Source organism: Bacillus sp. T2.9-1, assembly GCF_950097965.1.
GTDB lineage: Bacteria > Bacillota > Bacilli > Bacillales > Cytobacillaceae > Niallia > Niallia hominis.
On record NZ_CATNHG010000057.1, the window covers coordinates 58,175 to 81,125 of the forward strand.

Sequence of the window (22,951 nt, forward strand, 5' to 3'; positions counted from 1 at the left end):
CTCACTCCCCTAACACGAATATATGTTCTTATTTTACTATAAGAGGATGTGTTTTGGCTATCGCAAACCGACATCCATCTCCCTCTTTTTGTTAGGCTAAAGCCCTGCACACAATGGAAGAAGGAGTCTTCTGTCGGAAAATGACGAAAGCATTGCTGCCAGAACTAAAGAAAGCGAATGGTGCAAAAGTTGTCCAGATAACCTCAAGAGCTCATTGGTTCTCTCCTTTTCATTTTGGTGATCCTAACTTTATCGACACCCCCTATGATAAGTGGGTGGCTTATGGGCAATCAAAAACAGCAGTTTCCTTATTGAGTGTTGCGCTTGATGAATTATATAAAAAAGACAATATTCGATCCTTTGCGGTACATCCAGGAAGTATTGTTACAAACCTCTCTCATAATTTAACAGATGAAGAATTGTCGGAAATGGGAGCAATTAATAAGAACGGAGAACGAGGCTACGATAGCTACAATAATGAACACAAAACCATCAAAGAAGGTGCTGCAACCATCGTATGGTGTGCAGTTAGCCAACAACTAGCAGGATATGGTGGCGTTTATTGCGAAAATGGAGACATTGCTCCCATAGCTACAGACGACACCGATAGAATCGGTGTCAAACCATGGGCTATTGATAAAGAAGCTGCTCATACATTATGGGAAGAAACTCCTCTATTATTTAAGTAATTACAAGGACAGTTGTCCCGCTTCCCTTTATCATATTATGAACAAAAAAGCGAGGGATCAGGAAAATGCCTATCTGGTTCCCCCGCATTCTTAATTCCCATGAAAGGCACAGCTACTAATGTGATCGTTAACTATCCCGATGGCTTGTAGATAGGAATAAATGGTTACAGGGCCGACGAATTTGAAGCCTCTTTTTTTCAAATCCTTACTGACTTTTTTTGAAAGATTGGTTTCTGCAGGAATTTGGCTATCATATTGCCAGTTGGATACGATTGGACTTCCATCTACATAAGCCCATAAAAATTCCGCAAAACTGCCAAACTCTTTTTGTATCTCCATGATTGCTAATGCATTGCTTTTAACCGATTTAATCTTTAACGGATGTCTCACAACTTCCGTATTGGTTCTGATATTTTCCATATCTAATTCTGTTAAGTTTGCACAGTATTCTAAATCAAAATGATGAAAAGCTTGTCTATATGCATCTCGCTTTTTTAACACGATTGACCAAGACAATCCAGCCTGTGCTCCTTCTAACACCAACAGTTCAAACAAGTACTGATCATCATGACTTGGCACACACCATTCTTTATCATGATAATCTCGCATCATTTCACTAGAATTTGCCCATGCACATCTAGTTTCCATATAACCATCCTCTTTTCATTAATATTACTAATAGTATAAATCATTTACCTAGACAACATCATGTCATATTTAGATTCAATCACCTCGCTTCTCCTTTCTTTCGATGATAAAATTAACCAAATAATATACATATCCCGTATAATTCTGCACTACCTAACCGTTATACATGTGAAAGAAGTTAAGGAGGGAAAAAACAATGGAAAAGCATTTTACAAAAATTTTTACCGATGAATCTAGAAAACTATTACATGAATTTGAAGAAATGATTGCATCCCACTCCAAAGCCTTATGGAACTATTGTAAATATATTACAGGGTCTCCATGGGATGGAGAAGACTTATATCAAGATACCATCATTAAATCGTTTGGAATGGCTCCGCAAAGGTGGCATGAGATTACAGATAAAAAGAACTACCTTTTTCGAATTGCAACAAACGCTTGGATTGATCAATGCAGAAAAAGAAAAAGAGAGATTGGAATATTAGATGATATTCAAACTCCCTCCATTGCTTTTTCTGATCATTTACTCTTAGAAGAGATTCTACTTTCCTTGGAATCAAATTTAACGCCGAAACAAACAGCGGCCTTTCTTCTTCTCGATGTTTTCCACTTTAGCGCTGAAGAAGTTGCTGGAATTGTAAAAAGTACTCCGGGTGGGGTATATTCTGCTGTTCAACGGGCTAGGAAAAAAATCGCTTCTTTAGACTTTTCTAAATCCGAAAATTATGCAGGAACTAATTCTGCACAGAAAGAAACGATTCAGGCATACTTGCAAGCTTTCAATGAAGGAAATTTAGATAAGATGTTACGCCTATATAGTGATCAAGCTCAATACGAAGCATTCCTTGGCTTCCAAGAATATTCTAAAGACGAAATGCGTAACGGCTCCCTAATCTATGGGTTACCTGGTCATACAGCAGTAGAAAAAATACTATGGGGAAAACCAGTTATTATCGTTTTAGCCGCAACCGACGACGGATTAAAAATTCATGATATTCAATCACAAGAAATAGAGAATGGCAAAATCGTGAGCCATCAAAGCTACTTCTTCCGAAAAGAATTTATTTTAGCTGCAGCACACGAGCTAGGAATACAAGCCCAATTAGATAAACCACCATTAAAATGGTAACAGAGGGACGGTTCACTACCTAAAAGGAATTGATGGATGTATCTTCGGGTTCATCAATCGCAAAGGCAATGGACCTTGCTATACTTATGGGTGAAATAGAAAACCCCTCTGTTTTAGACACCATTTCCTTAACCTCTCTGGAACTTATTGAATTTGTTAATTCTGTCTTCACAATCCCAGGTGATACGATTGTAGTACGGATGTTTGATTCTGGTGATTCCTCTTGTCGCAACCCTTCGGTAATTGCTCGGACAGCATACTTTGTCCCACTGTATACCGCTGAAGTGGGACTTGTTTGATAACCAGCAACAGAAGAGATATTGATTATATGTCCTCCTTTTTGGTTTCGCATGGTTGGTAAAACAGCAGCAATACCATACAATACACCTTTTATATTAATATCAATCATTCGATCCCATTCATCAACTTTTAATTCCTGCAATTGTGACAACGGCATAACTCCTGCATTATTTATTAGTACATCGATTCTTCCATAATGTTCTAAAGTGAACTTTATTAATTCTTGCATATCTTGAGTAGAAGAGACATCCACTTTAAGAAAAATTGAGTCTCCTCCCTCTTTTTCTATTTCGTTGCATACCTTTTGGAGTCGATCTTCTCTTCTCGCCGCAAGAACAATTTTTGCTCCCTTCTTTGCAAGCAATTTTGCTGTAGCTTCCCCAATACCGCTAGAAGCTCCTGTTATGATTATAACTTTCGCTTTTGTTTGTTCCATTCCTATCACTCCTATATTTTACTTACATTTCTAATATAAGGAGGAGGCTGGGACAAAACTAAATAACCAATCTTTAAAGACGAACAATCTCTAATTTAGCTCTTAAATAAAGCTACTTTCTCATGATGGTTATCTAAGTTTTTAAATATAGTTAAGTGTAAAAACTAAGTCGTTCCATTGCGCTACAGACGCACGATGCGCCGGGGAGGAAGCTAAGCCTCCTCGCATGCGCTGCGGGGTCTCAGCCTTTCCTCTATTTCCCGCAGGAGTCGAGCGTCCTCCGCTCCATTTCACTTCGTTTTTAAACTTTTTTCCAAACTGAAAAACACGAACTTTTATGTATATTAACTATACAAAAGTTCGTGTTTATTATTAGTTGAAATGCTTTTGTCACAGCCTCAACTTTTTTTAAAGGATTCATTATCTAGGATAAGGAGCGAGCTTTTACATATGAAAATAAGTAGATTGTTTCAAATTGTCTATATCTTACTAGAAAGAAAATCGATAACAGCAAACGAATTAGCCGAGAAGTTTGAAGTTTCCGTTCGAACAATTTACCGCGATATTGAAACACTTACCGAATCAGGTATCCCTATCTATACGACGAAGGACAAATTTCAAATTTAGAAGCTGATTTAGAGTAAATAAAAAGACAGTTCTTTTGCTTCCCTAAAAAGGAAGAAAGAGAACTATCTTTCCTTGTCCTATTTACGAACCAAATACCCAATCAAAGCTCCAATAAATGCGGGTAAAACCCAGCCCAATCCTATTTCATAAAAGGGAAGAATATTTTCATACAAATTCCCAATTTGCTCAAAAAAGCCGAGCTTAGCTTCTGGAATGCTATCTATAAGTGCCTGATAACCATCCAGTATACTTACGAACAACGTTAAGACAATGGCCGTTAAATAAACACTCTGCTTTCCTTTAAATAATGGCGAAAAAAGTGCAAGTAAGATAAGCACAATCGCTAAGGGATATAAAAACATAAGCACAGGCACAGCAAATTGAATAATTTTGTTTAAGCCTAGATTTGCAAATAAGAAAGAAACAACACATAGGATTAGCACAAAGGCTTTATAGCTAATCTTCGGGAACGCCTCATGAAAAAACTCACTGCAAGAAGTAATTAATCCGATACTAGTTTTTAAACAGGCAAGTACAATAATAATTGCAAGCAGTATTCCACCGAAAGAACCAAAATAATGTTTTGCGACAGCGGCAAAGATAAGCCCGCCATTTTCAAAAGATCCCACAGCTTGTACACTTGAAGATCCCATATAGGTGATAAATCCATAAATAAGCATCATTAACAACATGGCAAAAATTCCTGATTTCCAAGTTGTTTTGGCAATACTTTTTACATCGCTAATCCCCTTCCCTTTGATTGCATTAATCACAACAATCCCAAAGGCAAGTGATGCAAGGGCATCCATTGTATTATAACCCTCTTTAAATCCAGTCATAAAAGCACTATTTATATAGGTTCCTTGTGGCTCTTGAAAGCTCCCCATTGGACGAACAAGACTTACAATAATTAATAAAAATAAAAACACTAAAAAAGCGGGCGTTAAATATCTTCCAATCACATCCATAATCTTTGCTGGATTTAATGAAAAATAGTAAACCAGCAAAAAGAAAAGAAAACTAAAAATAGCCAAAAAAAGCGGAATATATCCATTCTCTATATATGGCTCAATCCCAACTGCAAACGGAACTGTAGCTGTACGAGGAATCGCAAAAAACGGTCCAATTGTTAAGTAAAGAAAGAGAGAAAAGAGAAATCCGAATGCTGGGTGAACACGATCCGAAAGCTCGCGCACACCGTTACTTCCTGATAATCCAATTGCTAATATTCCGAGAAATGGCAGTCCAATAGCCGTAACCAGAAACCCCGCTAGTGCTAGCCAAAAGTTCGTACCAGCAAGCTGTCCGAGCTGGATAGGAAAAATTAAATTGCCTGCTCCAAAAAACATACCAAAAAGCATCGTACCAATCAGAGCATAGGTGGAAAAAGAAATTCTTGATTGCATGATCTAATACTCCTTTAAAAAATTCATATAATTTAGATAATACGTGAACATATAAACATATTCAACCACTTCTAAAAGATTTTCTAATAATAGTTCCTTTTTTTGGTCATTCTCTTCATTCCTTTCTTAAAACCTCTCCAGGCAAACCATCCATGTCTCCAATCCATTCAGAAGTAAACCCCAGCTTGATTAAGATTTTCTTCGATGCAATGTTAGTCGGATCAATAATTGCCTTTACGACCTTTACATTTGTTTGTTCTGCTAATGATAGTATGATTCCCGCGATTTTACTTCCATATCCTTTCCCCCATGCATCAGGTAAAAGCATATAGCCAAGTTCTGCCTCCTCCTTTTTCCGTTCATTTACAGTCAAATGACCAAGTCCAATAAACGCTTCCGCTTCTGGATGAAAAAAAGCATAAGAACCAAACACATTATATGTCTCATTGCGATATAGTAATTTCTGAAAATTTATTTTGGCCTCTTCTTCTGGTATTGCTCGCTCTGTAATAAGTGCCATCACACTTTTATCAGATACTAGCTGATAATATAATGGAAAATCATTTACTGTAAACTTTCGATAGTACATATTAGTTCTTCTCCTCCCGTATCTTTTATTTCCCTTTTCCCTCCATTAATTATGACAATCTAGTGAAGTCTGTATACCAAACACCCTTTGATAGGATGCTAAGAATATTCTAAAACAAAGAAGGGATAATTCAGTGGAAAAAAGATTAAATTTATTAATGTTTAGTGGCGAATATGATAAAGCGATGGCAGGCTTAATTCTTGCAAATAGTGCCCGTGATTTAAATATAGAAGTTACGATGTTTTTCACATTTTGGGGCCTCTTATTGCTTAGAGATCCAGAAAAAAATCGATATGGAGGGTAAGTCTATTTATGAAAAAATGTTTGGCGTTCTTACCCCAGAAGACGTGGAAAAGCTCCCTTTATCAAGAATGAACTATGCTGGCATCGGTAAAAGGATGATGCAAGAGATGCTCGATGAAAAAGAGGCACCTCCACTAATAGCTTTCTTAAAAGGGGCTCGAAAAAAACAAATAAAGTTTCTTGCCTGTAAACTATCTGTAGATATTCTAGGATTCAAACAAGAAGAATTTTATCCAGAAGTAGAAATTGTTGATGCAAAGGTGTATTTGGAAGATGCCTTAAAGTCGGATATCCAGCTTTTTATTTAAAAAAAATACACACTTTTCTAAAAAGGCGGTCAATCTGCTTTGCAAATGACCGCCAAAAACTTTAATATATTTCCGTTGCATCAGGCTGTAACTTATAAACATGCCTTAAATGGCTTTTTACCTTATCCGTCTCTTCCAATGGATAACAAAAATCTAACTGTTTTCCAACTTCTAAAGCCACTCTCTCAAATAATGCCGTCATTGAAAATAATGCCCTCCATATTTGGTCATACTCTCCATTAGGATAGGTCTCCAGCAGTTTCTCCCATGAATGCTCATCAAGATATTGCTTTAAGTACTTACTATTTTTGCCCACACTAAGCGAGAACTCTGTTTTGATGCCAACATTCCATTCTAGCATTTTTAAAAGCATTGCTCTTACTATATTCATATGATCAATCGCATAGAGGATTTCTTGCCTCCATAATCCCTTAACCACATAAGTGGATACCCACCAGAATTCATTCACACAGTCAGCGAATTGTTCCGCTGTCGGCTTTTTTACCCAATATTCCTTATCTGTACTAGGCGGGACATGTGGAAGATTACCATCCTTATCTAATAAAACCAATGTCAGCCCATCCTCTTGGAAGTAGCTCTCCTTTTGCTCAATCGGAATAAGCGTTAAATCAATCCGGTTCCCATCTGCAAATAACATAAGATAAGAGAATCGCCCACCAAGCGTTGATGGGAATAGAGAAGAATCTTCTGGTGTTTGCATAATGATTCGTTCTCCAAAGACATCCACCCAATCAGGCTCATTCAAAAAAGATTTCATATTATCCACGATATACACAATATCAAAATCTTGAAAAGGATCTCTTGGTACATTGGGATTGGTTCTTGATCCATTCATACAAACAGCTCTCACTCTATGATTCCCATTAGCCACTTTCAGCACTAAATCTTGCATCTGCTTCTCTGTCCGCATTCTATTCCCTCCAATTATATGAAATCGGCTATTCCTCTATTTATAATTGGTGGTGCCCGAATCCAAATAAAATCTCGTTATATAAAGTGCTCTCCATCATTCATCTTCTTCCCACTCCATTTAATAAATAATATATGGTCCAAAAAATATCGTTAATAAAATAATATGTACACCAACAAAATAGATAATTCTTGGTGCCCCTATCCATTCATTCACATGTTTCGTTAACATAGATAAAAGATATGCGATAACGGCAAATAATAATAGATAGACATAAGGACTGCCTGAAAAGGTTAAATATCCCGGTGCACTTGATAATATATTAGGTACAAAGAAACGATCCTTAAATAGTACGGCGGCGACTAAATAAATACCGATTCCCGTATAAAAAATCCATGGTCGATCATAATCTACTTTTCTACTGAAAAACAAATACATAACTATTACAAATAGGATTGGCCATATTAACCAAATGAAAGAAAGAGCAAAAGCAAAAAAGGAAGTAGAAAGCATTCCAAATGTTTTTCCAAGCGCCTGCAGCCAATCTTCCGATGTATGTTTAATTTGCTTGTTTATCCCCGACAGGTCATTGGAAGAAACATAAACTTTATTGCCATCTCCATCAAGATCCATCCAAACAATTGTATTCTCATCTAACCATTGAGGAATAGTGGAAATCGCCGCTGTATTACTGCGCCGTTCCGTTTTGGTATCTCCCTCTTCTCCTATTTCAGATTCATAAATATTGAATCCACTCTTCTCATTATATTTCGTTTCCGTAAAACCATTCGCTTTAAATAAAAGACTCGGTTTTCCATCCCTATAAGTAAAGGCGACATCCGAAATTTCCGTTAATTTCCCGTTCTCTATTGCAGGATCCTGAAATGCTAACTCATACTGTACAGGCGGTTGGGTGCTTGCAATATCAATTTCTACAAAATAGTTAAAATACTCAGGTTTACCTTGTGTTAACTCCAGCTCTTCTTGAAGTAATAATGCTAGTTTCTGTTCCTCAAAAGTGAAGGAAATCCCATTTACTATCTTTCCAGGATCAACCTTTACCTTTGTTTCATATAAATGATTTATTTTTCCATCCTGCAGACGGTATAAAGTTAGCTCGACATTACTTTTTCCCTTGGTAAACAAGAGAATATGTATGCCCTCATCATTCTCTTCAATAGAAATCTTTTCCTTATCTAGATTAATCTCCATCAGTTTCGAAGATTTTTTTGTTTCAGGATTTAATAGAAATAGCGTATTTTCTTTTACATATAGAATAGACGAATCCAGCGGGTAGAATTTCTCTACATCAGCAACTAATTCCGTCTTATTTTGGTCATAAATATTTTTATAGTCAAAATAAATAAGCTGATCATTTCCTTGATAAATTTGTGTCCATTTATCTACCGGAATATCATATTCCTTCTCTTTTTCTATACGAAACTCCTTATTCATTGCTGCCGTATTTAATTTATTTTTCTGAAAAAAGGAGAACAAGTAATGGCCATCCTCTGTTTCTTTTATTGCTGGTAATTTATTTACCTCAGATTGGCCAACTAATAATCCTCTGCTCCAATCTGATTCCGGCTGTGCTGTCACTTTGGAAAAGTTTTGGACAAACAATAAAAACAGTCCTAATAAAATCAGCACACCTGGTATCATCCAATATAGATTTATTCGCATCCAGGTCTTCATCTTATTCCCCCATGTTGTTTCAAATGCACTCTCTTTGTTTTTCGAATATAACAATAATAGCATATTTTCTGACAAAATATGCTATTATTCTACTATTAAAATGTAATATCACAATTTGATACAATAAAATACAAAAAAATTCTATCCTAATTAGTGAATAGATCATTTAATATCAGAAAGACATCGTAGTCAAAATCACAGCAATGCCATTAAACAAACCATGAATAATAATCCCCGGCATAATAGACCCACTCTTTTCATAAGTCCAAGCCAATATAACTCCAGAAACAAAGTTTACTGGTAACGTGTTATAGGTTGGAATATGAACAATCATAAAAATCAAGGAACTTAATAATATGCCCAAGACTTTTCCCCACCTCAGCCGAAACCACTTGTATAAGAAACCACGATATAAAATCTCTTCATATATAGGCGATATTATTGCTGCAGAGATAAAAGCTATACTAAAAGTAAACCAAGTACTTTCATCCTTCAATGCTTCCGTTTTACTATTATCTATCCCTATTTTCATAACATCCATTATAAATAAAATGATAATGCTCATTACAAATAAGAGAAGAAATCCACCTACTATTACTTTCCAATCACTCCTCGGAAATGGCTTTAGCCCGATAGCTACCCACTTCAATTGTTTTGGTTTTAATACAATTAGATAAAGTCCACACATAAACACCACCGCCATTATTAATCCGGTCAATGTTCCTGCATACAAGTTATTTTGGAAGATATCTTGAAATATACGCTGTCCTATATTTTCAATAATAATTGGAACAGCCACAAGAATGAGCAAAAGTATCGCAAACAGTTCCTTATATCCCCAAATCAATTTTTCCTGCTTCATTTAATTATTCCTCCTATACAGTTGATATGTTACATTTAGCTTAAATGGTCACGTTACGTAACCTGCAAGCACTTATTAGGGGGCATTTTTATGAATTTTTATACAACAGGAGAAGTTTCCAAAAAACTATCTATTTCAATACGGACTCTACGATACTATGACGAAATTGGATTAGTTGTACCTTCTAAGAAGGAAGATAACGGAAAAAGATTATATAACGATAATGATGTTTTTTTACTTGAAAAAATTATTTTACTAAAGGCAGCCTCTATTTCTTTACATGATATAAAGCAGATAATCAACCATATCACGATTTTCGAAACACTCACCATTCATAAAGAACAACTAGAGAATCATCTCAAACAGCTTCAACAATCCCTTAATTATACGAACACATTACTTAATATTCTTAAATTAGAAGAAGAACTCGAATGGAAAGAGCTCATTCCTTTATTTACAAAAGAAAAAACAGAATTAAATAAGAAAGAAAAAATAATCAAGTTTATATTTAATAAAGAAGAACAGAGGTTACTTAATGAAAAGCTACCTAAATTAGAAAATGATCCTAAAGATATAACGAAATGGATTCACCTCATTAAACGAATAGAATATTGTTTAGAGGAACAAAAAGCACCCCATTCAAGAGATGCACAACTGATAGCTGAAGAAATACTGTTATTATCTTCAGAAACATTTAATGGGGAAAAAGAATTGGAAGAAAAATTCTGGGAGGTTCGTAAATCAGAAAAAATCTCATCCAGTCTAAATCTCTATCCTATCAGAAAGGAAATTATCGATTTTTTAGAAGAAGCTATTCTTATATTTGAAAAAGAGAAGCATTAAGGAGTGGGAGAGTTCTCTACGCATAGATATGAACTCTCCTCACCCAGTTAAAATATCTTCTTTCGGGTATCGAATTTTCGATTTATTTGGTTTTGCTAAAGAAAAGGCTAACGTTAACGGTCCTATTTTTCCAACGAACATAACAAAAACAATCACCATTTTCCCTATCGGCGTTAATTCACCTGTTAATCCCATCGATAAGCCTGAGGTGCCAAAAGCAGAGACTACTTCAAACACAATTTCAAAGAATCTTGCATTATTCTCGGTTACATCCAAAATAAAAATAGCTACACATATAACAGAAAGACTTATTATTGTGATTGCCAATGATTTTACAACGGTTCTATCATCAATAGATCGATTAAAAACAACGATTTCATCTTTATTTCGTAAGAAAGAGAGAACGGATAATACGATAGCAAGAAAGGTTGTTAGTTTAATACCTCCACCAGTAGAACCACTTCCTGCCCCTATAAACATAAGTAGAATCATTAAAAACAAGGTTGATTCATTTAAGGCTCCAATATCAATTGTATTAAAACCAGCCGTTCTTGGCACTACACCTTGAAAATAAGCAGCTTGGATTTTCCCAGACAAGGATAAATCTCCTAATGTTTGAGGATTATCATATTCAAAGCTGAATACAAGAAACACGGCAATAATATTAATGACAAATGTTCCAACTACCATCATCTTTGTATGCAGGGTAAGTTTTTTAAACTCCGATTTCTTCCACAAATCAAACACAACAGTGAAACCTATTCCCCCAATAATAAAGAGAAAAGAAATAATGATATTAACGACGGGGTCTGCTACATATCTAGTTAAATTGTCTGGCCAGATAGAAAATCCAGCATTATTAAAGGAAGAAATAGAGTGAAAAATTGCTGCATAACTCCCTTTTCCCCATCCCATTTCTGGAACCCACCTGATAGCTAGTAGAACTGCCGCAACAGTCTCAAGAATAATGGAAAATAAAAATAACTGCTTCGCTAATTTAATAATTCCGCCAATAGATGTTTGCCCTAAGGCTTGCTGGATAAGAAGACGTTCCTTAAATCCAATCTTTCTCCCTAAGGTCATAAAAATTAATACAGCAAACGTCATAATTCCTAATCCACCAAGCTGGATTAAACATAATATCACAATTTCTCCGAATAAGGTAAACGAAGCTCCGGTATCAATTACGGCTAAACCAGTAACTGTCATGGCAGAAGTAGACGTGAATAACGCATCTATCCATGAAATGTTTCCATTTGTAGCCAAAGGTACTTTTAAAAGGACTGTACCTAGTATTGTAAAAGCTAAAAATACGAAAATAAGAATCTGAGGTGGGCTTAATGCAATTATATCCTTTTTCTTAGGAATCCTCATTCTTTCCCCTTCTTCCATCCAACATAACGTCCTACAAAATGATTCTTTCATAGCTTGCGCGGAATTTTAGATTCCATCATTTTTCATTCTAAAATTCACACGCCAAAAAACCACAGAGGTATCCTACTGTGGTCCATGAATTACGCAATGAGCACAAGTTCGATTCACTCTTCTTACAACGCTTGCGAAGTTAGCAGTCGGATTCGGGTCTAAGAAATAACCCTACCTTTCATAAAAAGGACTCACCCCTAGTGATTACTCACAAAAGAATTGGGTCCTCCGCTCCTCCTACAATGGAGAATTCAGCGACATTACTTGAAATTTATTATTTTTTTGTATCTTACTCCTGTTAATAGAGGTTTGTAAAGGTCTATTTAGGTTAAAATTCAGGCAAAAACAAGAAGTAATATCTTCTTCTCATTCGCATTCTTTCTTTTTCTAATCAAGGCTATTATTTATACTTATCAAGGATAGCTAATATTGTTCCTCTCCATATTCTTGAATCATTCTATAAAAGATCACCCAAATGCTTATCACTAATAAATAAATAACAAAAGAATAATAGATGGTATATCCATGTTGGTAGTGGAAAATACCAATGATACCGCAAAGCCGCTCAACTCCAACACTTACAAGTGCCCAACCTAAAATATACAATATAATAAAATTAGGTTTGATGTTAAAGAGATCGTATAAATAAAAGAAAAGATAACTGATTGGCGCATACATCACATGGGATAAAAAATCCATAAGTTCAAAGGAAGAACTATCATTGATTATATAATAACGAACTGGCAATACACTTAAAGTATGATCAAACAAGAAACCAAAAAAAACGCCACACATGAGATACACACTGGTTGTCTTTTTGGGAAATCGTTTTGGAAGTATGAACACCACCAAAAATCCAACAAGGAGTGAAATGATAATACTCCACTCATTCGTATTAAAACTATTATCGTAGCGTATTTCATTCATTTTTTTTCATTTCTCCTTTATCTAGGCCAATAAACCAGCGTGCTATCCACCATACTGATAGCATAAACACCCCATACATAAGAACAGAGTAATATTCGTTCCATTTAAGGAATGTAAGGATATCAGTTCTCAAATATATTCGGTCTTCTAATGATAAGCATAAAAGAATGGTTGCCGCAGCTCCCCATCGCCATTTTGCTTTCCAATTAGATTGAAGTACACATACAGACAAAAGAATTTGAAAGGGTATTACAATAAAGCGACATATATACATGGCAAAAGAACCTTCCACACTTCGAGTAAGTGGCACCCATTGCAAATTAACATCAAGTATAGTAAACAAAGTAATCGTTGATATTCCGATTATAAAGTAAAAAAAAACCATTTCAGTAAGTGTTAACCCTTTAGGAACAATCGCAAATACAATCAACACGAAACAAGCTAACAATGCTAGAATAGCGAGGGACATGATAATCATCCTTTAAATTGGCATATAACAGATAATATTCCCAAAAATTATAACGTTATTTATAAAATAAAGATTTCTCTAAGGAAATGGTTCTAAAGACTTTCTTTCCACAAGTGCATTTTGCTCCATATATAACATCTTAAGCAATCGAAAAAACCCTTCAAGCTTTAAAACTTGAAGGGTTTTTTTCCATAAAAATATGCCTATATTGATTTCCTCTATATTTTGACGTGATACCTGCCCTTAGGGACAACTAAAGGAGTACCAGAGACTGGATCATTAATAACTGTACAATTGAGGCCAAAAATATCTTCAACTAATGTACTCGTAATAATATCTGCTGGTTTTCCTTCTCCTACAAGTCTCCCTTGTTCCAGCGCAAAAATATAATCTGCATAACGTGCAGAAAGGTTGATATCATGTAGAACCATTACAATCGTTGTCCCGTATTTCCGATTTAGATCGGTTAACAGATCTAAAATTTCTACTTGATAAGTGATATCTAAGAAAGTTGTCGGCTCATCAAGAAATAAAATATCTGTTTGCTGGGCTAATGCCATCGCAATCCAAACACGCTGTCTTTGCCCACCGGATAGCTCATCAATATCACGATTGGCAAATTCCGTTATCTTCATAATTTCCATTGCATCGGCAACCGCTTCATAATCCTTTTTTGACCAACCACTCAAGAAAGATTGATGAGGAAATCTCCCTCGTCCAACTAAATCTGCTACCGTTATTCCTTCAGGCACAATAGGAGATTGCGGTAAAATGCCAAGAATTCGAGCCAATTGCTTTGGTGGGAACTTACTAATCGACTTTCCATCAAGGGTAATATTACCAGACGAAGATTTAATTAGATTAGATAGTGTTTTTAAAAGAGTTGATTTCCCGCAGCCATTCGCTCCGATTATCACACTTATTTTATTACTCGGAATCTCAAGCTCAATATCTTCTAAGATCATTTTATTTTCATAGCCCGAGGTTAACTTTTCCGCTCGAAATTCATGTATCTTATCCATTACAATTCCTCCTTTCGATTCATTCGAATTAATAGCATGATTAAGTATGGAGCACCTAGTATACCTGTTATCACTCCAACTGGGTATCTAGCAACAAATGCAAATTGCCCAATAAGATCAGATGCTAAAACTAAAATAATCCCCACAAGACCTGCTGGTATAACACTAGAAAAACCAATACCTACTAACCTTTTTGCGATAGGTCCAGAAAGGAATGCGACAAATGCAATGGGTCCTGTTGTAGCAGTAGCTAAAGCAATGATTAGTACCGAACTGATAATCAAAGTAACCCTTGTTCTATCTGTATTAACTCCAAGAGACGTTGCTGTTTGCTCCCCAAGCTCTAACATATCTAATCGCTTTCCAAGCAAGATAATGATAGGTGCAAAGATAAGGACAGTAACCATAAGGGCATAAAGATTCTCCATTTTAGCTCCATTTAAACTACCACTTAACCATCTCATCGCTGTAGGAACATCATGATGCTGTCCGATAAGCAATAAATAGGATATTACCGCATTTAACATTGCCTGTATTCCAATTCCTATCAATATTAACCTACCAATCGAAAAAGAACTTCCTTTTGATAATAGAAAAATGACGATTACGGTAGCTAGTCCACCGATTATAGAAGCAATCGAAACAAACGTACTACTTGCATGAAGAACAATAATACAAAAAACCGCAGCAGCACTTGAACCCGCTGTTATTCCAATAACATTTGGGTTTGCTAAAGGATTACGAAGCATTGTTTGAAATACATGTCCAGAAATACCAAAAGCAAATCCTGCGAAAACACCGGCAACCATTCGTGGAAATCGTATCGTTCCGACCGAAAAGGAGGCTCCTTTTACCTGTTCACCTAGTAACACACTAATTACATCTGTAACGGGATAAATCGTGTTTCCTAACATAAGCATCGTACAGCATAGCGCAAAAGCAATGATTGCAAGAAGCCAAGTTACAAGTATAAAACGACGACGTCTTTTTATTCTACCTACCATAATTAGACTCATTGATTCATTCATCATAACGCACGCATTTTCGCTTTCATAGTTATTAAAATTAAAATTGGAGCACCAATAAATGCCGTGACTACTCCTACTTCGAGCTCACCAGGACTACCAAGAAGTCGGCCACATACATCTGAAATGGTTAGTATAATCGCTCCAGCTACAGCTGACATGGGGATAATATAACGCAAATCAGGTCCAATAAGGAGTCTAATCACATGTGTTGCAAGCAGACCGATGAAGCCAATTGGACCTGCTAGCGCTGTTGCTGCACCACACAATAATACTCCTCCAAATGCCGCAACAAGTCTAAGTGTGCCGGTCCGTACACCCAATCCTGTAGCTACTTCATCCCCTAATGCTAAAGCATTTAAGGCTGGAGCAGAAAAAAAGGCTATTAATATACCAACAAGAAGAAAAGGAACGAAAATAGAGATAGAATCCCAATTTCCAGCCCCAACACTGCCCACCTGCCAAAATCTAAATTGATCCATCACATTGGATCGCGGAATCATAATGGCCATTACTAGAGAGGATAAAGCAGCACTTGTCGCCGCCCCCGCTAAAACGAGCTTAAGGGGGGTGGCACCGCCACTCCCCATCGAACCAATTCCGAATACAAAAATGGCAGTTAAGATTGCCCCTGCTAATGCAAACCAAATGTATTGACCAGCAGTGCCAATATGAAAAAAGGATATTCCACAAACAACGAATAGTGCTGCACCTGTGTTTACTCCTAATATGCTAGGATCTGCAATCGGATTACGTGTGACAGATTGCATAAGAGCCCCAGAAACTCCTAATGCAGCACCACACATTAAACTAAATACAGTTCTAGCAATTCTTTGACGAACAACATTTGCCCCATGGGACTGTATGTCAGGATGGAATAATCCATCCATTATTTCATTCCAGCCAACTGTACGAGAGCCAAAAGCAAGAGACGCCAATATACTTATACCGAGTAAGATAATAGAAAATAATAATACGCTCATAAACTTTCTCGGTATTACTAACTGCTTATTTTTTAAAACGGATGTATGATCCATTTAGTTCACTTTACTTACAGCTTCTGAGAGTAATTTTAAGTACTCATCGAGAGTATATTCAATGGAAAGTGTACTTGGTGTTCCTGCTGCTGCAAGTGGCGTATTATCCTCAATAATCACAACAGATCCTCTCTCTACAGCTGGAATTTTCCCGAAAATCGGATCAGCCTGTAAAGCCGCAAGTGTTTCATCATTTCCATAGGAAACGAAAATATCAACATCATTTAATATATCAGCATTTTCAGCACTTACTTCCAAATAGAAACTAGTTGGGTCCGTCATTTGACTTGTTATACTTTCCGGATACTCCATCCCTAACTCTGTAAGGAATTCACCACGAGGATCTGTTGGAGAGTAGATGTAAAACTTCGATAAATCAGAACCATTCATGCTTACGAATGCTGCTTTTTTCCCTTTTATTTCAGGATATTGATTTGCTTTATCAGCAATAAACTTTTCTGTATCGGCAATAAGCTGTTTTCCTTCTTCTTCCATGCCCATTCCCATTGAATTGTACGTTACTTGTTCACGCCAAGACGCTACCCAAGGACTTTCTTGATAGGCAACCACTGGTGCAATTTCACTTAAAGTATCATATTCTTCTTGTGTAATACCAGAATATGCTGCAAGAATAACATCCGGATTCGAATCGGCAATCGCTTCAAAATCTAAACCATCAGTATCTTGATAAATGGTTGGATTTTCTTCACCTAGCTCTTCTAGTTTTTCTGCCGTCCAAGGTAACATGCCGCTATCATCTTGAACACCATAATTTGCTGCAGAGAAACCAACTGGAACAACGCCTAGTGCAAGTGCAACATCTTGGTTGGACCACGCAATAGTAGCAACGCGTTCTGGCTTCTCTTCAATTACGCTTTCACCAAACGCATGTTTAATCGTGATTGGATACTGAGAATCTGTATTGGAATCAGCGGACTTTTCTTCATCCGTTTTCGGAGATGACTGACTTGAACAACCTGCTAGTAAAAGAATTGCAACAACTGAGAATAAGAAAATTTGAATAAATGACTTTTGGCGTTTTTTAAACATATGTATGTCCTTTCCTTTTTCTAGTCTTTATAATAGTTAATGATTATCATTCTCAATTATAATACTTGGTTTTTATTTTTCTGTCAATTATAAATGAGAAAAATAAATGCTATTATGAATGTTTCTGTCGAAAAATAGAGAAAACGATTAAAACTGTTAAAAAGCTACTATTAAAAAGGCAATAATTCCAGAAGAATTATTGCCTTTTTTCGAAATATCCACATTTAAAATAGCGCTGCTGGCCTATCTATTATTCACTTCAAAAAGCTCATAATAGCGTTCTTCCTCTAGTTCTTCTACTTCTAAATCTAGATCAAACCACTTCCGCGTTTCTTGATCCATTTCACCTACATTAAAAGGAATATTATTCTCCTGTGATATTGTCTTTATTTTAACCATTTCTTCTAAACCAGATTTTGTCACTAAAGTATAATGATAAATTACTTTCTCTTTTTGATTATTAGGTTGAAAGATTACTTTCCAAGAAAATTTAGTGTCATCGGAAGGAATATTCAAATTTGCATAATGAACATAAGGTTCCACAAAGACACTTTCTATCTCCTCAAAACCTATAATGTCTTTCTCCCCTTTCCAATTGCTTGATATCAATCCCTTTTCCTCATGTATTCCCCTATAATCAGTGAACATAAAATAATGGAATCCAATTAAGAATACTATGGTCCCTATTATGATGCTATTTAGTAACCCTTTCCGTTTTAAACCCGGATTAAGAAATCGTCCGGCAAATAAGGAGAGAAGAATCATAAAGCCAACAAGCGCTATCACTCCTAAATCCCCTGATGCAGGTTCATAAGTGATAAACTGTTCATCTACAAAGGTAGTTTCCTTTAAATCCTGATAACTCTCAAATAAAAACATTAGTAAAGGGAGAATGAGAAAGAAAAATAGATAAATAGATACCCAACGCTTGCCTCGCTGTTTAAATTCATATTTTGAAGTTCTAATTAATTGACCACTGATATAGAGCGGAAAACTAATCACCCATAATAGTATATTGGCAAAGATAAAATCATCTTTAAAACTCAAAGCACTAGCAAAAGCTAGTACTAAACTAATAATAATCATTACTATCCCACTGATTTTTCTCATACAATTCCCCCTAATCGTTAATTGCACTTATCAGACCTTTACAGGCAGCTATCTCCCACCTTGATTCTCAGCTACATGCGGCTGTGAGCTAAACAGTCTTTCTACCTCTTCCGTATCAACCCAATCTCTGTACTTTCCTTTAATGGATAAAGTTCTTTAGCTAAATTAAAATGAAAGCCGTTCTTCCATTGCTGATTAAGACCTGGCTTCAAAACAAGACCAGGAAAGGTAGAATCTATATATTCTTTTAAATGCATGTTTTCTGCCTCCCTGTTATTACAATCTATTACTGTTTATCATTCATCCTATATATGATGCTTCTCTATTTCTTCTACGAAAGACTTAATCATTTGGTCTCACTTTATTTTAATTTTTTGCAAAAAAAGAAAACTCGCCAAAGACGAGTTTTCTTTTTATCTCCCGAGGAATGGAATCCTGAATAAATATTAATTTGCCAATTTCACAAGCATATGTGCTAATTTATGGCGTTCCTCTTCGTTACCTACCTTCCACAGTTCCTGAAGAAGTGCTTCCTCCCGATTTTGCGGTTCAGCATTTTTAGCAAGATAACCAGCAACCTTTTCTGCGCCTTTCGCTAATTGTTCTTCATCCATGCCGAGATTTTTTCCTACTTCTATTTTACTGCTAAGGTAAGATTTAAACTCATTAAAATTCTCTAGCTTGTCATGGATTGCTTTTCTGTCCATGTCCTTCACTGTTTCTTCTACCTTGTTGGGATCTGCATTATAATTATTCATCAATAATCCTCCCTCCAATTGTTTTAGTCCTTTAACTATTCCCCAGAAATGCTCCTCAAAACTTTATATCGATTTAGCAATAATCTCCAGTTATTCATCCTTCTTTCTGCTTCCTTTGTACAAATACACAAAAAAACGAAGGTCTACCAGAAATACATCGAGACCTTCGCTAAAGATAAGCTATTTAATGGAGCCTACATACCGATCTCTTGCTGCTCCTAATCCAAATACAAAGAGCAACAATGACGCGCCAGCTAAAATGAATAACGGAATAGTCCAGCTATTCGTTACATCATGTAAATATCCGAAAAGGGTGGGACCAATAGCAGCGAGTAAATAACCAACTGATTGAGCCATCCCAGATAGTTCTGCAGCCTGTCTACCATTCTCCGTTCGCAAGCCAAAAAACATCATCGCTAAACTGAAGGCACATCCTCCCCCAATACCTATCATGATGATCCAGCATACAATTAAATTCGCACTTCCATACATTAATCCAAGCGTTCCTGCAAGAAGTAAGGCGCTAGTTATAATGACTAAGGACTGCTGGCTTTTCATTCGCCCTGCAATAATTGGCACGATAAAAGTAAAGGGAAGTAACGCTAATTGCATAACAGAAAGCAACCAACCAGATTGGTCTGAACTTATTCCTTGTTGCTGTAAAATCTCAGGCAGCCATGCGATAAGTATGTAAAAGACCATCGATTGTAACCCCATAAACAGGGTTACTTGCCATGCCAGTGGAGAACGCCACAAATTCACCTGACTATCCACTACTTTATTTGAAACAGCGACGGTTTCCTTTTTGAGATGTTTTACTTGAGGCAACCAGAATAAAATTGATAAGAAGCTAAGCATCCCCCAAATCCCTAATCCACCTTGCCATCCAAATCCAAGCCCAATGGCAATTGGAACACTAATTCCCGACGCAATAGCAGCTAACAGGTTCATCGAAATAGAATATACACCTGTCATTAATCCGATTCGTGTTGGAAATTCTTGTTTAATCAGACTAGGTAATAGCACATTAGAAATCGAGATCGCCAAACCTAGCACAGCAGTACCAATATATAAAGCAGCCACCCCTGATAATGAACGTAAAATAATGCCTAGTGTAAGAAAGATAATAGACATCAAAATCATGACTTCTACCCCAAATTCACGAGCCAATTTAGGTACAAACGGGGAAAAAAGGGCAAAAGATAATAATGGCAATGTGGTAATCATCCCTGCCAATGTATTGGAAAGTTGAAGATCATCCCTAATAAATCCTACTATTGGACCGACTGATGTTAACGGAGCTCTTAAATTGGCAGCAATAAAGATTATTCCTACAATAATCATCCAAACGGCTGATTTATGAACAGCTCGATTTAATTGTATATGTTGATTAGTCATTGTTTCCTCCTGATTATTATATTTAATTGTCACCTCAATAACTTTATTTCATTACTTTATTAACCGGCGGATTGTATATAATAATATATTTTTATTTTAATAAAACAAAGTATAATATACAAAAACACATTTGTCCATTTATGATTGAAAATCAAAAACCCTCTATCCTTTTGGATAACCCCCTCTGTTAGGATAGATGTCGTATGATACTTTAGTGTTATACTTTAAGTAAATAACACGGAGGTCGATCGATATGAAAGAAAAAAATGGAGTACGATACTCGAAGGAACAAAAAGAGGCAATTGTTAAACGAATGATGCCACCACATAACGAATCAGTGGCTACTATCTCGAAGGAAGAAGGCATCACAGAACCAACGTTGTACAAGTGGCGTAAGGCTGCACGTGAAGCTGGTGTGGCAACGCCTGGCAATGGACAAACAAGTGACAAATGGACCAGTCAAGATAAGTTTTTAATCGTGATGGAGACCTTTGCGATGAACGAAACGGAATTGGCTGAATACTGTCGTAAAAAGGGTTTGTACCGTGAACAGATTGAATTATGGCGATCTGTTTGTCTCCAGGCAAACGGACAAGTATTTGATCAATCAAAGCAGTTATCTGGTGCGTTAAAGGAAGAACAGAAACGGGCAAAACAGTTAGAAAAAGATCTTCAAAAGAAGGAGAAAGCATTAGCGGAAGCTGCGGCGTTATTATTACTTAGAAAAAAGGCCCAAGCGATTTGGGGGGACGACGAGGAAGAATGATTAGCCCATCAAATCGCGCATTAGCTGTAGAACTCATCCAAGAAGCCAATCAAAATGGTGCGCGGTTAGCGAAGGCTTGTGAGGAACTTTATATTAGTGTACGAACCTACGAGCGCTGGGTGGCAGATGGTAAGGTTAAGGTCGATCAGCGTCCCTTTGCGAAAAGACCTGTTCCAAAAAATAAGTTGTCCGAGGAAGAGAAAAAGGAAATACTCGAGGTTGTTACACAAGAAGAATATGCCGACTTACCGCCGACACAAATTGTCCCAAAGCTTGCGGATAAAGGAACATATATTGCGTCAGAATCTACGTTTTACCGTGTTTTACGTGAAGGAAAGATGCAACACCACCGTGGACGTAGTCAAAAGCCAACACGAAGAATCCCCGAGAGTCATCTGGCCACATCGCCAAATCAGGTGTGGACATGGGATATTACGTGGCTTGGTGGACCTGTGAAAGGCTTGTATTATCGCCTCTATTTAATACTCGATCTATTTAGTAGAAAAGCAGTTGGGTGGGAAGTATGGGAAAAGGAAGAAGCGACACACGCTGAATCACTTGTAAAAAAAGCAGTCATTAATGAGAAAATCCAAGGGGCACCACTGGTGTTGCATTCAGACAATGGGAGTCCGATGAAAGCTGAGACCTTTTTAAGTTTACTTGAGAAGTTGGGGATCCAAAGTTCCTTTTCAAGACCACGTGTAAGCAATGATAATCCTTATTCAGAAGCCATGTTTCGAACACTTAAATACCGCCCTGATTATCCGCATAAGGGCTTTACCTCACTTGAAGAAGCCAGACAATGGGCACACCAATTTGTCCATTGGTATAATCATATTCATCTGCATAGTGGGCTGAATTATGTAACACCGGCACAGTGTCATGCCGGAGAACACGTAACCATATTGACAAAGAGAAAAGACGTATATGAAGCCGCAAAAGCGAAGCATCCAGAACGCTGGGCGAGGAGTCTAAGAAATTGGACACCTATTGAAAAAGTAGCACTTAATCCAATGCGTGATGAGGGAAAAAGGTAACGTTGAGTCCGCCTTAATACACTTTATTCCCTGATGATTTGAATGGAAAGAATGGATTTCCTTTCCATTCAAATCATCAGGCCAGCAAGCGTAGCGCGGTAGCCTTGACTGAACACAACACTAAAGTAACTAAATGCGACAACTATGTTGACAAACACCGA

At 36.7% G+C, this 22,951-nt stretch carries 22 protein-coding genes, 2 pseudogenes and 1 riboswitch; of the genes and pseudogenes, 6 read left to right on the forward strand and 18 right to left on the reverse strand.

Annotated features, from left to right (window positions below):
• Positions 1 to 140: 140 nt before the first annotated feature.
• Complete coding sequence (locus QQZ16_RS04285; RefSeq protein WP_235252568.1) at positions 141 to 689, forward strand: SDR family NAD(P)-dependent oxidoreductase; 549 nt, start codon at positions 141 to 143, stop codon at positions 687 to 689.
• A 90-nt stretch (positions 690 to 779) separates the two neighbouring features.
• Here the strand turns inward: QQZ16_RS04285 and QQZ16_RS04290 are convergent, their stop codons facing one another.
• On the reverse strand, positions 780 to 1,337 hold the full coding sequence (locus QQZ16_RS04290) for a DNA-3-methyladenine glycosylase I (protein WP_235252570.1): 558 nt from the start codon (positions 1,335 to 1,337) through the stop codon (positions 780 to 782).
• 196 nt (positions 1,338 to 1,533) lie between these two features.
• On the opposite strand from QQZ16_RS04290, the gene QQZ16_RS04295 reads away from it, so the two are divergent.
• On the forward strand, positions 1,534 to 2,466 hold the full coding sequence (locus QQZ16_RS04295; RefSeq protein WP_235252572.1) for a sigma-70 family RNA polymerase sigma factor: 933 nt from the start codon (positions 1,534 to 1,536) through the stop codon (positions 2,464 to 2,466).
• Positions 2,467 to 2,485: 19 nt separating this feature from the next.
• Here QQZ16_RS04295 and QQZ16_RS04300 read toward each other — a convergent pair whose 3' ends face one another.
• Positions 2,486 to 3,202, reverse strand: a complete 717-nt coding sequence (locus tag QQZ16_RS04300; RefSeq protein ID WP_235252574.1) for an SDR family oxidoreductase — start codon at positions 3,200 to 3,202, stop codon at positions 2,486 to 2,488.
• A 381-nt stretch (positions 3,203 to 3,583) separates the two neighbouring features.
• Here QQZ16_RS04300 and QQZ16_RS04305 point away from each other — a divergent pair.
• A pseudogene (locus tag QQZ16_RS04305) lies at positions 3,584 to 3,817 on the forward strand (helix-turn-helix transcriptional regulator); the annotation flags it as partial.
• Positions 3,818 to 3,906: 89 nt separating this feature from the next.
• Here the strand turns inward: QQZ16_RS04305 and brnQ are convergent.
• A complete protein-coding gene (gene brnQ / locus QQZ16_RS04310) occupies positions 3,907 to 5,235 on the reverse strand; it encodes a branched-chain amino acid transport system II carrier protein (protein WP_235251581.1) in 1,329 nt (442 codons plus the stop codon).
• A gap of 115 nt (positions 5,236 to 5,350) precedes the next feature.
• Complete coding sequence (locus QQZ16_RS04315) at positions 5,351 to 5,824, reverse strand: GNAT family N-acetyltransferase (protein WP_235251580.1); 474 nt, start codon at positions 5,822 to 5,824, stop codon at positions 5,351 to 5,353.
• A 133-nt stretch (positions 5,825 to 5,957) separates the two neighbouring features.
• On the opposite strand from QQZ16_RS04315, the pseudogene QQZ16_RS04320 reads away from it, so the two are divergent.
• A pseudogene (locus QQZ16_RS04320) lies at positions 5,958 to 6,435 on the forward strand (DsrE/DsrF/DrsH-like family protein).
• A 61-nt stretch (positions 6,436 to 6,496) separates the two neighbouring features.
• Here QQZ16_RS04320 and QQZ16_RS04325 read toward each other — a convergent pair.
• From QQZ16_RS04325 to QQZ16_RS04335, 3 genes are all read right to left on the reverse strand, one after another.
• Positions 6,497 to 7,366, reverse strand: a complete 870-nt coding sequence (locus QQZ16_RS04325; RefSeq protein ID WP_235251579.1) for an aminoglycoside 6-adenylyltransferase — start codon at positions 7,364 to 7,366, stop codon at positions 6,497 to 6,499.
• Between the two features lie 120 nt (positions 7,367 to 7,486).
• Positions 7,487 to 9,061, reverse strand: a complete 1,575-nt coding sequence (locus QQZ16_RS04330) for a hypothetical protein (protein ID WP_235251578.1) — start codon at positions 9,059 to 9,061, stop codon at positions 7,487 to 7,489.
• A 172-nt stretch (positions 9,062 to 9,233) separates the two neighbouring features.
• Positions 9,234 to 9,923, reverse strand: a complete 690-nt coding sequence (locus QQZ16_RS04335) for a CPBP family intramembrane glutamic endopeptidase (protein WP_109769220.1) — start codon at positions 9,921 to 9,923, stop codon at positions 9,234 to 9,236.
• A gap of 90 nt (positions 9,924 to 10,013) precedes the next feature.
• On the opposite strand from QQZ16_RS04335, the gene QQZ16_RS04340 reads away from it, so the two are divergent.
• On the forward strand, positions 10,014 to 10,766 hold the full coding sequence (locus tag QQZ16_RS04340; protein WP_109769219.1) for a MerR family transcriptional regulator: 753 nt from the start codon (positions 10,014 to 10,016) through the stop codon (positions 10,764 to 10,766).
• A gap of 39 nt (positions 10,767 to 10,805) precedes the next feature.
• Here QQZ16_RS04340 and QQZ16_RS04345 read toward each other — a convergent pair whose 3' ends face one another.
• The 11 genes from QQZ16_RS04345 to QQZ16_RS04395 form a co-directional block, all read right to left on the reverse strand.
• Positions 10,806 to 12,158 (reverse strand): TrkH family potassium uptake protein, encoded by a 1,353-nt coding sequence (locus QQZ16_RS04345; RefSeq protein WP_284561139.1) that lies wholly within the window; start codon positions 12,156 to 12,158, stop codon positions 10,806 to 10,808.
• Between the two features lie 146 nt (positions 12,159 to 12,304).
• Positions 12,305 to 12,458: riboswitch (cyclic di-AMP (ydaO/yuaA leader) on the reverse strand.
• Between the two features lie 156 nt (positions 12,459 to 12,614).
• On the reverse strand, positions 12,615 to 13,118 hold the full coding sequence (locus QQZ16_RS04350) for a hypothetical protein (RefSeq protein ID WP_109769218.1): 504 nt from the start codon (positions 13,116 to 13,118) through the stop codon (positions 12,615 to 12,617).
• Positions 13,111 to 13,587 carry a hypothetical protein gene (locus QQZ16_RS04355; RefSeq protein WP_235251577.1) on the reverse strand — a complete coding sequence of 159 codons (477 nt, stop codon included), beginning with the start codon at positions 13,585 to 13,587 and terminating at the stop codon, positions 13,111 to 13,113. Before QQZ16_RS04355 ends, QQZ16_RS04350 begins: the two co-directional genes overlap by 8 nt.
• A gap of 218 nt (positions 13,588 to 13,805) precedes the next feature.
• Positions 13,806 to 14,609, reverse strand: a complete 804-nt coding sequence (locus QQZ16_RS04360; RefSeq protein ID WP_109769216.1) for an ABC transporter ATP-binding protein — start codon at positions 14,607 to 14,609, stop codon at positions 13,806 to 13,808.
• On the reverse strand, positions 14,609 to 15,640 hold the full coding sequence (locus tag QQZ16_RS04365; protein ID WP_109769215.1) for a FecCD family ABC transporter permease: 1,032 nt from the start codon (positions 15,638 to 15,640) through the stop codon (positions 14,609 to 14,611). The genes QQZ16_RS04360 and QQZ16_RS04365 overlap by 1 nt, the downstream gene beginning before the upstream one ends.
• Positions 15,637 to 16,671 carry a FecCD family ABC transporter permease gene (locus tag QQZ16_RS04370; RefSeq protein ID WP_235251576.1) on the reverse strand — a complete coding sequence of 345 codons (1,035 nt, stop codon included), beginning with the start codon at positions 16,669 to 16,671 and terminating at the stop codon, positions 15,637 to 15,639. Before QQZ16_RS04370 ends, QQZ16_RS04365 begins: the two co-directional genes overlap by 4 nt.
• The gene (locus QQZ16_RS04375) at positions 16,672 to 17,721 is read right to left on the reverse strand and encodes an iron-siderophore ABC transporter substrate-binding protein (RefSeq protein ID WP_235251575.1); all 1,050 of its coding nucleotides are present in this window, start codon (positions 17,719 to 17,721) and stop codon (positions 16,672 to 16,674) included. It abuts the gene before it with no gap.
• 243 nt (positions 17,722 to 17,964) lie between these two features.
• On the reverse strand, positions 17,965 to 18,831 hold the full coding sequence (locus QQZ16_RS04380) for a hypothetical protein (RefSeq protein WP_235251574.1): 867 nt from the start codon (positions 18,829 to 18,831) through the stop codon (positions 17,965 to 17,967).
• A gap of 101 nt (positions 18,832 to 18,932) precedes the next feature.
• Positions 18,933 to 19,088 (reverse strand): hypothetical protein, encoded by a 156-nt coding sequence (locus tag QQZ16_RS04385; protein ID WP_235251573.1) that lies wholly within the window; start codon positions 19,086 to 19,088, stop codon positions 18,933 to 18,935.
• A gap of 189 nt (positions 19,089 to 19,277) precedes the next feature.
• Positions 19,278 to 19,538: a DUF3243 domain-containing protein gene (locus QQZ16_RS04390; protein ID WP_419181466.1), complete on the reverse strand. Its 261-nt coding sequence runs from the start codon at positions 19,536 to 19,538 to the stop codon at positions 19,278 to 19,280.
• 231 nt (positions 19,539 to 19,769) lie between these two features.
• Positions 19,770 to 20,987 carry a CynX/NimT family MFS transporter gene (locus tag QQZ16_RS04395; RefSeq protein ID WP_109769211.1) on the reverse strand — a complete coding sequence of 406 codons (1,218 nt, stop codon included), beginning with the start codon at positions 20,985 to 20,987 and terminating at the stop codon, positions 19,770 to 19,772.
• A 253-nt stretch (positions 20,988 to 21,240) separates the two neighbouring features.
• Between QQZ16_RS04395 and QQZ16_RS04400 the strand changes: the two genes are divergently transcribed.
• Positions 21,241 to 22,790 (forward strand): IS3 family transposase gene (locus QQZ16_RS04400; protein WP_284561140.1). Its coding sequence is split into 2 segments (ribosomal slippage): positions 21,241 to 21,718 and positions 21,718 to 22,790, totalling 1,551 coding nucleotides; the frame shifts between segments, so codons are not numbered across the junction.
• Positions 22,791 to 22,951: the final 161 nt, after the last annotated feature.